The organism is Halomonas sp. DP1Y21-3 (assembly GCF_019801245.1).
Lineage (GTDB): Bacteria > Pseudomonadota > Gammaproteobacteria > Pseudomonadales > Halomonadaceae > Halomonas > Halomonas litopenaei.
The window spans coordinates 455,076-467,084 of record NZ_JAHVJM010000001.1; the positions used below are offsets into that span (position 1 = coordinate 455,076).

Sequence of the window (12,009 nt, forward strand, 5' to 3'; positions counted from 1 at the left end):
GTCGAGGCTAACGCACCAGGGCAGGACGCTTGGGATCGAACTCCCAGCCGTCGATCAGGTACTGCATGGCCATGGCGTCGTTGCGGCTGGTGACATCGAGGCCCTGGTACTTCCGATGGGCCTCCATCAGCTTGTCGTCGTCGAGCTCGACGCCAAGGCCTGGCGTGGTCGGCACCTTCAGCTTGCCACCTTCGATCTTGAACGGTTCCTTGGTGATGCGCTGACCGTCCTGCCAGATCCAGTGGGTATCGATGGCGGTGATTTCGCCAGGGCAGGCAGCGGCGACGTGGGTCATCATCGCCAGAGAGATGTCGAAGTGGTTGTTGCTGTGCGAGCCCCAGGTCATGCCCCATTCGTTGCACAGCTCGCCCACCGCCACGGCCCCCTGCATGGTCCAGAAGTGGCAGTCCGCCAAGGGGATGTCCACGGAGTTAAGCTGGACCGCAAGTTTCAGCTGACGATAGTCGGTGGCGATCATGTTGGTGGCGGTGGCAAGTCCGGTACGACGCTTGAATTCGGCCATGGTCTCGCGACCGGAGTAGCCGCCTTCCTGGCCGCAGGGATCCTCGGCATAGCTCAACAGGTCCTTGATCGGCTCGAGCACTCGCACCGCCTCATCCAGCGACCAGGCGCCGTTGGGATCCAGCGTCAGACGTGCCTCGGGGAAGGCCTCGTGCAGGGCGCGGATGCAGTCGGCCTCCTCTTCGCCGCGGAGCACGCCTCCCTTGAGCTTGAAGTCCTTGAAGCCGTAGCGCGCGTAGGCGGCCTTGGCCAGGTTGGCCACCGCCTCCGGAGTCATCGCTTTCTGATAACGCACCTCGTCCCAGGCGTCTATCGGGTCGCTGACCTTGGGATAGGGAAGGTCGGTCTTGTCCGGATCGCCGAGCAAGAACAGGTAGCCCAGTGCCTCTACCTCGTCACGCTGACGTCCGTACTGGCCGAGCAGGTCGGCCACTGGCATGCCCAGCGCCTGGCCGAACAGGTCATAAAGTGCCGACTCGATGGCGGTGACCACGTGTACCGCCACGCGCAGATCAAAGGTCTGCCGACCGCGCTCCTCCGGGCCGTTTCGCGACAGCGCCTGGCGAGCCTGGCTCAGCACCTGCTTGACCTCGTTGACCCGTGCGCCCTCGACCAGCGAACGACACTGCTCAAGTCCCTTGAGGATGCCGTCACTGGAGGGAATCTCGCCGACGCCGCGATTGCCGGACTCGTCTTCCAGCACCAGCACACAGCGGATGAACCAGGGGGCATGGCCACCGCTCAGGTTGAGCAGAAAACCGTCTTCGCCGGCCACCGGCACGATGTTCATCTTGGTGATCTTGGGGAACATGGAATCTTGCCTCTTGGTAGTTCGGTTAAAGATGATGAAGCGCTCAGGTGACCGGCGCCGGGTTGAACAGCACCAGGTCGTTGTAGAGACCCAGGCGGTCGGCGGCGACCTGGTGACGGCCGCTTGCCACCTCGAGAATCAGCTCGAACAGCTCCCAGCCGATGTCCTCGATGCTGGCCTCGCCGGTGGCGATGCGCCCCGCGTCCAGGTCGATCAGATCGTGCCAGCGACGTCCCAGGGTCGAGTTGGTGGAAACCTTGATCACCGGCGTCATCGCCAGGTTGTAGGGGGTACCGCGCCCGGTGGTGAAGACCTGCAGGTTCATGCCCGCCGCCGCCTGCAGGGTGCCGCAGATAAAGTCGCTGGCCGGGGTGGCGGCAAAGGTCAGCCCGCGCTTGCGCAGGCGCTCGCCGGGTCCTATGACGTCGACGATCGGTGAATTGCCGGACTTGATCACCGAACCGAGCGCCTTCTCGACGATATTGCTGAGCCCGCCCTTCTTGTTGCCCGGCGACGGATTGGCGCTGCGATCGGCCTGGCCCTGGGCCAGATAGTCGTCGTACCAGGCCATCTGCTCGATCAGCGCCCGGGCGACCTCCTCGTCTACCGCTCGAGGCGTCAGCAGATGGATGGCGTCGCGCACCTCGGTGACTTCGGAAAACATCACGCTGCCGCCGGCACGCACGATCAGGTCGGTGGCAAATCCCACCGCCGGATTGGCGGTTACCCCAGAAAAGGCGTCGCTGCCGCCGCACTGCATGCCCACCGTCAGCTCCGACACCGGACAGGTCTCCCGGCGGCGACGATTCAGCCGCTCAAGGTGGCGCTCGGCCATGGCCATGATGCCGTCGACCATCTCGCCGAAACCTTCGAAGGACTCGTGCTGCAGGCTCAATACGTTGGCGTCGTCGTTGGCGGAACCTGTGGCGGCATCCTCGCTGCGCTCAAAAATCTTGACCGGGCGGTCCTCGATAAGAGTCGAGGGCTGCAGTTTCTCGCAGCCAAGGCCGATGACCATGACCTCGCCACCGAAGTTGGGGTTCAGCGCCAGGTTCCTGAGCGTGCGGATGGGCACGATCGCCGCCGGCGCGCCGATCGCCACCCCGCAGCCGTAGCTGTGGTTGAGCCCGACCACGTCATCGACGTTGGGGAAGCGCGGCAATAGCTCTCGCTTGATCTTCGCCACCACGTGATCGACGGTACCGGCCACGCACTGCACGCTGGTGGTGATGCCGAGCACATTCCTGGTGCCGACGCTGCCGTCAGGGTTGCGAAAGCCCTCGAAGGTGTAGCCCTCGAGTGGCTCGACCACCGGCGCCTTGCGGGTCGCCAGAGGCAGCTCGTCGAGCTTCGGTGGTATCGGCAGCCTGACGTTGTTCTCGTTGACGTGGCCACCGCGCGGGATGGCCGACAGCGCCGTGCCGATCACCTCGTTGTAGCGCAGGATGCGCTCACCTTCGGCGATATCCGCCAGGGCCACCTTGTGGCCCTGGGGAATGTCGCTCACCAGCGCCACACCATCTTCCAGGCGCGTGCCCCGTGGCAGTCCACCCTGGCCCACCACGATGGCGACATTGTCGCCGGGATGGACGCGGATCACGCGGCTCTCGTTGGTCCTGGGTTCAGCCGTCATGACGTTCTCCCGATCCAGAAGTGGTGCCAGACACCTGACTCAATTCCATCTTCTGACGCGCACGGGTCTTGATGCCCAGCACGATGGAGAAGGCGATGGACGCGGCGATCAGCCCCCACAGCACAAGCGCGATGGGGCTCTTGGTAAAGAAGATCGAGAAGGTGCCGAAGGATTCCAGGCTCTTGACGAAGTACACCTCGGCGGAACTTCCCAGAATGAAGCCGATGATCAAAGGCGCGACCTCGAGCCCGATCTTCTCGATCAGGTAACCGAAGATGCCGAAAATCAGCAGTGTCCAGACGTCGAACATGATGCCGTAGTTGATGGCATAGGCGCCGACCACGCACATCATCACGATGATCGGATAGAGCACGTACTTGGGCACCAGCACCACCCGGGCGATGTACTTGATGGCGTAGAACATCAGGAAGAACATCACGATGTTGGCGAACACCAGAGCGATCATCATCACCGTCCAGGTGTCCTGGTTTTCCGGGATGAACAACGGCCCCACCTGGATGCCCTGAAGGGTGAAGGCACCGATCAACACCGCCGTGGTGGAGTCCCCGGGGATCCCCAGCGACAACAGCGGGATCAGGGCGCCACCGGTCAAGGCGTTGTTGGCCGACTCGGAAGCAATCAGCCCCTGGGGCGCACCCTTGCCCATCTGGCTGGAATCCCGCGACAGGTTCTTTTCCTGGGTGTAGGCAAGCACCGAGGCGGCGCTGCCGCCGACCCCCGGCAGCATCCCGACGAAGGTGCCGATGAAAGACGAGCGCATCAGGTTGGTCAGGCGGCCCTTGAACAGGCCGAAGGTGAAACCACCGCCCTTGCCCATCTCGATCTTGGCGCCGGACAGGCCGCTCTTCACTCCCTTCTCTGCCTCCAGCAGGATGGTCGAGATGCCGAAGATCCCGATCAATACCGGCAGCAGTGCAAAGCCGTCCACCAGATAGGGCTGCATGAAGTCGAACATCAGGCGCGTCTTGCCGTTACCGCCGTCGGACAGGCTGTAGGTGCCGATCAGACTCAGCCAGATGCCCAGTACACCGCTGAAGATACCGATCAACATGTTGCTGGACATGGAGGCGATGACCGTCAGCGCCAGCAAGATGATCAGAAACTTCTCCACATAGGAGAACTTGATCGAAAACTCAGCCAGCAAGGGAGCGAAGAAGAACAGCACCAGGGCGCTGACAAGTCCACCCACCAGCGACGCCACGACGCATACGCGCAGGGCCTTTTCGCCCTGGCCCTTCTGTGCCATGGGGTAGCCGTCGAAGGTGGTGGTGATCGACGAGGGCGTGCCGGGAATATTGAGCAGCACCGCCGGCACCATACCGCCGGAGATGCCACCGACGTAGAGGCCAAGCAGCAGTGCCAGGCCATGCTCGAGGCCGAGGGCGTAGGTCAGCGGCAGACACACGGCCACCGCCATGGTGGCGGTCATGCCGGGAATAGCGCCGAAGATGATGCCGATCAGGGCACCGATCGCGGCCAGCAGGAAGAAGGTGATATCGAGGTAGGACAGAAGTTCCATGGGTCAACTCTCCCCTACGGCAAGGTGATGTAAAAAAGCTTGGCGAAGATCAGCCAGGCCAGTGAGGGTGCCACCACGGCATTGATCGCGGCGGTGATCACCTTGCGGCGGGTGCGGGTGTGCATGTACATCATCGACATCAAGAACAGAAAGACGATGGACACGAACAGAAAGCCGTAGCCGGTATAGGGGAACAGGTTCCCCACCACCGACATGAGCACGAAATAGGCGGTGATCAGCACCAGGGTGCCGAAGAAACGAAATCCGTCCATGGACTCGCCGATGATCGGCAACGTTCTCTCGCCGCGTTTGACCGCAGCAAAGAAAGGAACAAGGCGAAACACCACGATCAGGGCGAACAGCAACGCCAGTACCCAGTGAATGATCGTGGGGAAGAACAGGTGAGAGCTGTCGAAGTCGATCGACACACTCAACGGTGAGGTTTCCATAGCGGCTCCGGGGCAGGCCTGACGGGAGAGCCTTGCGAGTTGTGTGGACGGACAAGTACAAGGATGCCGGCGGGCAAGCCGCCGGCAGCGGTCCCTTACTTGATGCTGTCGATGATGTCGGCGTAGCGGTCGGCCTTCTCGCGCAGGTGGGCCTGGGCTTCTTCGGAGGGCATGAAGTCAGGAATAAAGAACGACGTCTTCTGGGTCTCCTGGATCTCGCCTTCGGCGTAGATCTCTTCCAGGGTGGCGTCGATCTGCTCGACGATCTCTGGATTCATGTCCTTGTTGTAGAGGAAGAAGAATTCCTTATCGAAGGCGAAGTTCTCGCCCTCTCCCATGGTCACCTCGACGTTGGGCTCGACGAACTGCAGCAGCGTCTCGCGGTCGGTCTGACCCAGACCTTCCTCGTTGGCCTGCTGCAGGGTGTCATGGCGTGCGGTCAGCCAGACGAAGCGCATGGCCTTCTGGTCATCCTCAGGCAGACGGGTGTACTGCTCGTTGGCCTGCACCGAGCCGTTGATCAAGTCCGCCTGGTCATCGAACAGCAGCTGGTTCTTGTCGGCCTGGGAGCCGGTATTGACCGCCACCAGGTTGTCTTCCATTCCGGGGTGCTCGATGCGGATGGCGTTCTTGAGTGCGGTGTAGCCAATCTCGGAGACGCCACCAGGCTGGATCGCCACGCGCACGGTCTCACCACTGCCGACCGCTTCGATGATGTCGTCCAGGGTCTGGTAGGGCGAGTCCTTGGGCACCAGGTAGGCATTGCCCGGATTGATCGCGATGGTCGGACCGATGATGTAATTCTCGAACGGGTCCTTGTAGCCCTCGACCCCGTACTGATTCCCCAGGTAGGCCTGGTCATGAAAGATCATCAGAGTGTTGCCGCGAGGATCACGATCCAGGGCGCGATAGGCAGCGCTGACGCCCACCGCGTCGACCTTCATGTTCAGGTCCAGCGCCTCGGACAGCTGGTCCACCACGATGGCGGAGTTCTGGTAGGTGTCGCCACCGGTGGAACTGGAGCCGATGACCACACGGATGTTACCGCGCAGGGGCCCGTCGGCGGCCAGCGCCGCAGCGCTACCCAAGGCCAGCGAGGTCGCCAGGGCGGTAGCGGTCAGGGTCAGGGGCAAAGAGAGTCTTGGCATGCTCATGAAGTCACCTCATTGAAATGGTTGTTGGTGGCTGGACGAGTGGTGCCCTTCGATACGGGAGGATCGTGACGAAGGGCCAGATCGAGGGGCGGTCTACACCGTAGCGCTAGCGACCGTCCTCGGTCAGAAGGATCGGGCGCGCTCGATCAGCTGCTCGAGCTGCTTGCGCTCTTCATCGCTTGGCATTTCCAGCGGGGCACGCACCGCGCCGGACGGACGGCCGATCAGGTCGGTGCCGGCCTTGATCAGGCTGACGGCGTAGCCTGCCTTGTGGTCGCGCAGGGCGACAAAGGGCAGGAAGAACTCGCGGGAGATCTTGCGCACGGTGTCGCTGTCGCCGGCACGCAGGGCCTTGTAGAAGGTCACCGCCATGTCCGGCACGAAGTTGAACACCGCGCTGGAGTAGGTGTTTACGCCCACCGCCAGGTAGGCCTCGGCGATGATCTCGGCGGTGGGCACGCCACCGACGTAAGCCAGTCGATCGCCGACGGTCTTGATCACGCGGTTGAGCGCCTGCATGTCGCCCTTGCCGTCCTTGAGCCCCACCAGGTTGGGGTTGGCGTCGGCCAGCCGCTTGGCGGACTGAGCGTTGAGCACGCCGTTGCCACGGTTGTAATAGATCACGCTGACGCTGGTGGACTGACATATCTGGCTGGCGTATTCCACCAGGCCGTCCTGGGGACACTCGGTCAGGTAGGGCGGCATCAGCAGGATACCGTCGGCGCCCTCTTCCTCGGCGATGCGGGCGAACTCGGAACCGGTGGCCACGCTCAGACCGGCGCTGGCGATCACCGGCAGCTTGCCATCGACGACTTCCACGGCCAGACGGACGATCGCGCGGAATTCTTCCAGCGACAGGCTGAAGAACTCGCCGGTGCCACCGGCGACGAACACCGCCGAAATCTCGTGACTGATGAACCACTCGAGACGCGCGCGATAGCTCTCGGCGTCGAAACGTCCTTCGGCGTCGAAGTCCGTGACCGGAAACGACAGCAGACCATCGCTGATCGCCTGCTTGACCTGTGCATGGGAAAATTTCACCGAAACGTCCTCCTGTCTTCGTCGTGAACGGACATGAGGGTTTCGACTCCCCATCATGTCATACATCATACAAAGTACAAGTTAGCGACTTGTTTCAGGACTGACAAGGGACGCTATGGTAAATTGAGACCAAAGTTCAAGGCGCACCTCTCTGATCCCTTGTGGACGACCCGGCGCCACCATCAAGAGGCTTCACAGCGCGCCCATGTCATTGATCGATGTCTTCCTGTCGACGCTCAACATCAGCCTGCCGGTGTTTGCCATGGTGTTTATCGGCATTGCGCTCAAGCGACTCGGCTGGATCGATCAGGCCTTCGTCAATACGGCGTCGCGACTGGTGTTTCGCGCCACCCTGCCGGCCATGCTCTTTCTCAGCCTGATCCGCGCCGATCTGGAACGCACCCTGAACCCCTGGATGCTGGCCTTCTTCGCACTGGCCACCATTGCAAGCTTCGTTCTCGCCTGGGGCTACGCTGCGCTTAGGGTCAAGCGTCACCAGCGCGGGGTCTATGTACAGGGCGCCTTTCGCGGCAACTGCGGAGTGGTTGGCCTGGCACTCGCCCACGGCATGTACGGCGAGGTGGGGCTATCGCTGGGGAGTCTGCTGCTGGGGGTAGTAATCCTCTGCTACAACGTGCTGTCGGTGGTGGTGCTGGCGGCGTACCAACTGGACGAGGACGGCCGGCGCAAGGCCATCGACTGGAACAGCATATTCCGCCATATTCTGACCAATCCGCTGATCCTGGCGGTGGTGGTCGCCACGCCCCTGGCGGCGCTGCAGGTCAGCCTGCCCGAGTGGATCGAGACCACCGGTGACTACTTTGCCTCCTTGACCCTGCCGCTGGCGCTGATCTGCATCGGCGCCACCATCTCCACCCGGGCGCTCAAGACCAGCTATCGCACCGCCGTCAGCGCAAGCCTCGCCAAGATGGTGGTGATCCCGCTGGTGGCCACCCTGGCGGCGCTGGGGCTTGGCTTTCGTGGTGCCGAGCTGGGCGTGCTGTTTCTGTTCTTCGCAAGCCCCACCGCGGCGGCGGCCTTTGTGATGGCCAAGGCCATGGGCGGCGATGAAATTCTGACGGCCAATATCATCGCCCTCACCACCCTGGTAGCCAGCATCAGCGTGACGGTGGGTGTCTTCGCCCTGCGGCTCAACGGGCTCATCTAGTTCAGCCCTTGGCTTCAGTCCCCTCGACCACCTCGAACTGCTCGATACCGCCGCCCTCGCGGGTGGCCTCCGCCGGCAGGGGGTTGGCGTGGGCACGCTTGAAGTCGTCGCTGCCGACCCAGGCACGAAACGCCGCCTGGCTCTCCCACTGGGTCTCCACCACGTAGGGCGCCTGGTTGCCCAGCGGCCTCAGCACACGCATGGCGACAAAGCCCGGCTGCTTGTCGATCTCTCCGGCGCGACGGCGAAAGCGCTCTTCGAACTCGTCCTCAAAGCCCGGATTGACGAAGATGCGGTTGTTGACGAAAAAACTCATGGGCGTCCCTTCAGGTGAAAGCCCGCCAGTGACGGGCCCGTTCTATCGAGTGCGAAATATGGCAGACACGTCGCTCGCACCACGCCAACCACTGCGGTCAGGGTCAGCGAAGTGACGATGGCGTGGTCATGCCCACCAGCCGCGCGCAACCAGCGGCTCTGACATCGGCCTCCAGTTCGGCGATTGCCGCGGTGACAAAGCCCACCCCGCCCCCTGCCCTGCCCTCCGCCAGCAGCCCAGTCAGGGCCGCGACCAGCGGCATATGACTGACCAGCAGCAGCGCCCCCTCGTCGCTTTCCAGCGTCAGCCAGTCCACCACGGCCTCGGGGGAATCGTCGGGGGTGATGATGTCCAGGGTATCGAGACTCACCTCGTCCGGCAGTGCTTCCAGCACCAGGGCGGCGGTCTGCTGGGCACGCACGTAGGGACTGGCCAGCACCTTGAGCCGGCCCAAGTCGATGTCGTCACGACTCGCCAGCCAGCGGCCCATGGCGCGAGCTTCGTCCTCGCCGCGGGTGGTCAGCCTGCGCGCCTCGTCGGGAAAGCCCGGAGTGGCCTCGCCGTGACGCATGATCCAGAGTCTATCCGCCATTCTTGGCCTCCGTCTGTCGCCGGTCCTGCTTGACGTCCTCGCGGGGGAGCACGAACTCGACGTCGCTGCTCTGCTCGCCGCGCATCAGCAGCTTGGCCATGTCACGGGCCGGCACGCCGCGAAACAACACCTGATAGAGCCCTTCCGCCAACGGCATGTAGACGCCTTCGGCATCGGCCTTGTCGCGCACCAGCTTGACGGTATTGACCCCTTCGGCCACCTGGCCGAGAGACGCCACCGCCTCGTCCAGGCTCTGACCCTTGCCCATCGCGAAGCCGACGCGATAGTTGCGCGACAGTTCCGACGAGCAGGTCACGATCAGGTCGCCGACGCCGGCCAGCCCCAGGAAGGTCATCGGATTGGCGCCCTGGGATACGGCAAAGCGGCTCATCTCGGCCAGCGCACGGGTCATCAGCATGCTGCGGGTATTCTCGCCCATGCCCAGCGCCGCCGCCATGCCGGCGGCGATGGCGTAGATGTTCTTGAGCGCTCCGCCAAGCTCGACCCCGTAGCGGTCATTGCTGGCGTAGACGCGGAAATAGTCACAGCCCAGCGCCGCCTGCACGCGGGATCTCGTCTCGGCGTCGTGGCTGGCGATCACCGTGGCGGTGAGCTGCTTCTGGGCCACCTCGGAGGCCAGGTTGGGCCCGGACAGCACGCCCACGTGGGCAAACCCCGTCTCGTCCTCGAGGATCTGGCTCATCAGCTTGAAGCCATCCTCCTGGATACCCTTGGTGGTGCTGACCAGAATCTGCTCGGGCTTGAGCCAGGGACGTGCCTGACGCACCACCTCGGCGAAGGCCTTGGAGGGAATCGCCACCAGCACCAGGATGGCCTCCTCGAGCACCCACTCAAGTTCGGTGGACGCCTCGACCCTGGGGTTGATGGCGTAGTCGGGCAAGTAGCGCGGATTGCGATGATCACGATTGATGCTTTCCACCAGCGCGCCGTCCCTGAGCCATTGGCGCACGTGGAAGCCGTTATCGGCGGCGATGCTGGCCAGAGCGGTGCCGAAGCTCCCGCCCCCCAGCACCGCCACCCTGGTGTCCATGTCGGTCATGCTTGCTCCGCAGTCGATGAGTCTTGGTGGATTGTACCGAATCTGACGTCACGACGAGGGATCTCGTCGCCACTTTGACTGACCTGGTGCCACAACGAGCAACGCCCCTCGAAAGGGGCGTCGTCGAGCCCCTACAAGGAGGGGCGTCTATTCGCCCCCTTGAAGAGGGGCGTCTTCGGGCCCCTACAAGGAGGGGCGTCTTCGGGCCCCTTTAAACAGGGGCGTTGTCGGGCCCCTCTAAAGAGGAGCCCTGTACTACACGCGGCTCAGTTCAGTCGATCAGCGGAATCAGCGAATCGATACTGGCCCGGGCATCGCCGTAGAACATCCGGGTGTTCTCCTTGAAGAACAGCGGGTTCTCGATGCCCGAGTAGCCGGTTCCCTGACCACGCTTGCACACGAACACCTGCTTGGACTCCCACACCTTGAGCACCGGCATGCCGGCGATGGGGCTGTTGGGGTCTTCCTGGGCGGCCGGGTTCACGATGTCGTTGGAGCCGATGATGATGACCACGTCGGTGGAAGCGAAGTCATCATTGATCTCGTCCATCTCAAGCACGATATCGTAGGGTACCTTGGCCTCGGCCAATAGCACGTTCATGTGACCCGGCAGACGACCTGCCACCGGGTGGATGCCGAAGCGCACCTCCTTGCCGGCGGAGCGCAGCTTGCGCACCAGTTCGCTGACCGCGTTCTGGGCCTGGGCCACCGCCATGCCGTACCCCGGCACGATAATCACGCTGTCGGCGTCGTTGAGGGCGCTGCTGACGCCACCGGCGTCGATCGACACCTGCTCGCCCTCGATCTCCTGGGCCGGCCCCTGGGTACCGCCGAAGCCACCGAGGATGACGCTGACGAAGTTGCGGTTCATCGCCTTGCACATGATGTACGACAGGATGGCACCGGAGGAGCCCACCAGCGCACCGGTGACGATCAGCAGGTCATTGGACAGGGTGAAGCCGATAGCGGCCGCGGCCCAGCCCGAGTAGCTGTTGAGCATCGACACCACCACCGGCATGTCGGCGCCGCCGATGCCGAGGATCAGGTGCCAGCCGATGAAGAAGGCGAGCAGAGCGATCAGCAACAGTGTCCAGAAGCCGGCACCGTTGAGGTAGGCGATGGCCAGCACCAGCGAGAGAATCGCCGCACCGGCGTTCAGGGCATGACCGCCGGGGTACTTCTTCGGCTTGCCGTCGATCTTGCCGGCCAGCTTGCCGAAGGCGATCACCGAGCCGGTGAAGGTCACCGCACCGATGAACACGCCCAGCACCACCTCGACCTGCAGGAAGGTCAGCTCGGCAGGTGTCTTGTAGGCCAGAGTAGCGGCGAACGCCGACAGGCCGTCGAGGGACTCACCGGCCGCCTTCAGCGCCAGCACCCGGGCACGTTCCATCTCGGCGTTCCAGCCGACGAACACCGCCGCCAGACCGACGAAGGAGTGCAGCGCCGCCACCAGCTGCGGCATCTGGGTCATCTCGACCCGCTTGGCCACCATGGTGCCGACCACGGCACCGACGATCATCAAGGGGATCATCAGCCAGTAGTTGCCGATGTTCGGGCCGAGCATGACGGAGAACACCGCCAGGCCCATACCGACGATGCCGTACCACACCGCGCGCTTGGCCTTTTCCTGATTGCTCAGTCCCCCCAGCGAGAGGATGAACAGCACACTCGCCGCGATCGCCGCGGCGGTTACGAATTGTTGTCCTAGCATTTCGTCTCT

Annotated in this window: 11 protein-coding genes; 1 reads left to right on the top strand and 10 read right to left on the bottom strand. The window is 63.3% G+C overall.

Going from position 1 to position 12,009, the window contains the following annotated elements:
* Positions 1–7 precede the first annotated feature (7 nt).
* From KUV74_RS01905 to kdgD, 6 genes are all read right to left on the bottom strand, one after another.
* Positions 8–1,333 (bottom strand): glucarate dehydratase family protein, encoded by a 1,326-nt coding sequence (locus KUV74_RS01905; RefSeq protein ID WP_222515519.1) that lies wholly within the window; start codon positions 1,331–1,333, stop codon positions 8–10.
* Between the two features lie 43 nt (positions 1,334–1,376).
* The gene (gene garD / locus KUV74_RS01910; protein ID WP_222515520.1) at positions 1,377–2,966 is read right to left on the bottom strand and encodes a galactarate dehydratase; all 1,590 of its coding nucleotides are present in this window, start codon (positions 2,964–2,966) and stop codon (positions 1,377–1,379) included.
* A complete protein-coding gene (locus tag KUV74_RS01915; protein ID WP_045991806.1) occupies positions 2,956–4,506 on the bottom strand; it encodes a tripartite tricarboxylate transporter permease in 1,551 nt (516 codons plus the stop codon). Before KUV74_RS01915 ends, garD begins: the two co-directional genes overlap by 11 nt.
* Positions 4,507–4,520: 14 nt before the next feature.
* On the bottom strand, positions 4,521–4,955 hold the full coding sequence (locus KUV74_RS01920) for a tripartite tricarboxylate transporter TctB family protein (protein WP_222515521.1): 435 nt from the start codon (positions 4,953–4,955) through the stop codon (positions 4,521–4,523).
* A 95-nt stretch (positions 4,956–5,050) separates the two neighbouring features.
* Positions 5,051–6,109: an ABC transporter substrate-binding protein gene (locus KUV74_RS01925; protein WP_222515522.1), complete on the bottom strand. Its 1,059-nt coding sequence runs from the start codon at positions 6,107–6,109 to the stop codon at positions 5,051–5,053.
* A gap of 123 nt (positions 6,110–6,232) precedes the next feature.
* A complete protein-coding gene (kdgD, locus tag KUV74_RS01930) occupies positions 6,233–7,150 on the bottom strand; it encodes a 5-dehydro-4-deoxyglucarate dehydratase (protein WP_315900712.1) in 918 nt (305 codons plus the stop codon).
* 205 nt (positions 7,151–7,355) lie between these two features.
* On the opposite strand from kdgD, the gene KUV74_RS01935 reads away from it, so the two are divergent.
* Positions 7,356–8,318, top strand: coding sequence for an AEC family transporter (locus KUV74_RS01935; RefSeq protein ID WP_222515523.1), 963 nt, complete (start codon positions 7,356–7,358; stop codon positions 8,316–8,318).
* Between the two features lies 1 nt (position 8,319).
* Here KUV74_RS01935 and KUV74_RS01940 read toward each other — a convergent pair whose 3' ends face one another.
* From KUV74_RS01940 to KUV74_RS01955, 4 genes are all read right to left on the bottom strand, one after another.
* A complete protein-coding gene (locus KUV74_RS01940) occupies positions 8,320–8,634 on the bottom strand; it encodes an antibiotic biosynthesis monooxygenase family protein (protein WP_045991811.1) in 315 nt (104 codons plus the stop codon).
* A gap of 103 nt (positions 8,635–8,737) precedes the next feature.
* Entirely contained in the window at positions 8,738–9,226 is a 489-nt protein-coding gene (gene sixA, locus KUV74_RS01945; protein ID WP_222515524.1) for a phosphohistidine phosphatase SixA, read from the bottom strand.
* Positions 9,216–10,286, bottom strand: coding sequence for an NAD(P)H-dependent glycerol-3-phosphate dehydrogenase (locus tag KUV74_RS01950; RefSeq protein WP_045991813.1), 1,071 nt, complete (start codon positions 10,284–10,286; stop codon positions 9,216–9,218). Before KUV74_RS01950 ends, sixA begins: the two co-directional genes overlap by 11 nt.
* A 271-nt stretch (positions 10,287–10,557) precedes the next feature.
* Entirely contained in the window at positions 10,558–12,000 is a 1,443-nt protein-coding gene (locus tag KUV74_RS01955) for an NAD(P)(+) transhydrogenase (Re/Si-specific) subunit beta (protein ID WP_045991814.1), read from the bottom strand.
* Between the last annotated feature and the right edge of the window lie 9 nt (positions 12,001–12,009).

Excerpts from the sequence above, each read along its gene's own strand:
- KUV74_RS01905 (WP_222515519.1), bottom strand. The coding sequence starts at position 1,333 with ATGTTCCCCAAGATCACCAAGATGAACATCGTGCCGGTGGCCGGCGAA.
- garD (WP_222515520.1), bottom strand. The coding sequence starts at position 2,966 with ATGACGGCTGAACCCAGGACCAACGAGAGCCGCGTGATCCGCGTCCAT.
- KUV74_RS01915 (WP_045991806.1), bottom strand. The coding sequence starts at position 4,506 with ATGGAACTTCTGTCCTACCTCGATATCACCTTCTTCCTGCTGGCCGCG.
- KUV74_RS01920 (WP_222515521.1), bottom strand. The coding sequence starts at position 4,955 with ATGGAAACCTCACCGTTGAGTGTGTCGATCGACTTCGACAGCTCTCAC.
- KUV74_RS01925 (WP_222515522.1), bottom strand. The coding sequence starts at position 6,109 with ATGAGCATGCCAAGACTCTCTTTGCCCCTGACCCTGACCGCTACCGCC.
- KUV74_RS01935 (WP_222515523.1), top strand. The coding sequence starts at position 7,356 with ATGTCATTGATCGATGTCTTCCTGTCGACGCTCAACATCAGCCTGCCG.
- KUV74_RS01940 (WP_045991811.1), bottom strand. The coding sequence starts at position 8,634 with ATGAGTTTTTTCGTCAACAACCGCATCTTCGTCAATCCGGGCTTTGAG.
- sixA (WP_222515524.1), bottom strand. The coding sequence starts at position 9,226 with ATGGCGGATAGACTCTGGATCATGCGTCACGGCGAGGCCACTCCGGGC.
- KUV74_RS01950 (WP_045991813.1), bottom strand. The coding sequence starts at position 10,286 with ATGACCGACATGGACACCAGGGTGGCGGTGCTGGGGGGCGGGAGCTTC.
- KUV74_RS01955 (WP_045991814.1), bottom strand. The coding sequence starts at position 12,000 with ATGCTAGGACAACAATTCGTAACCGCCGCGGCGATCGCGGCGAGTGTG.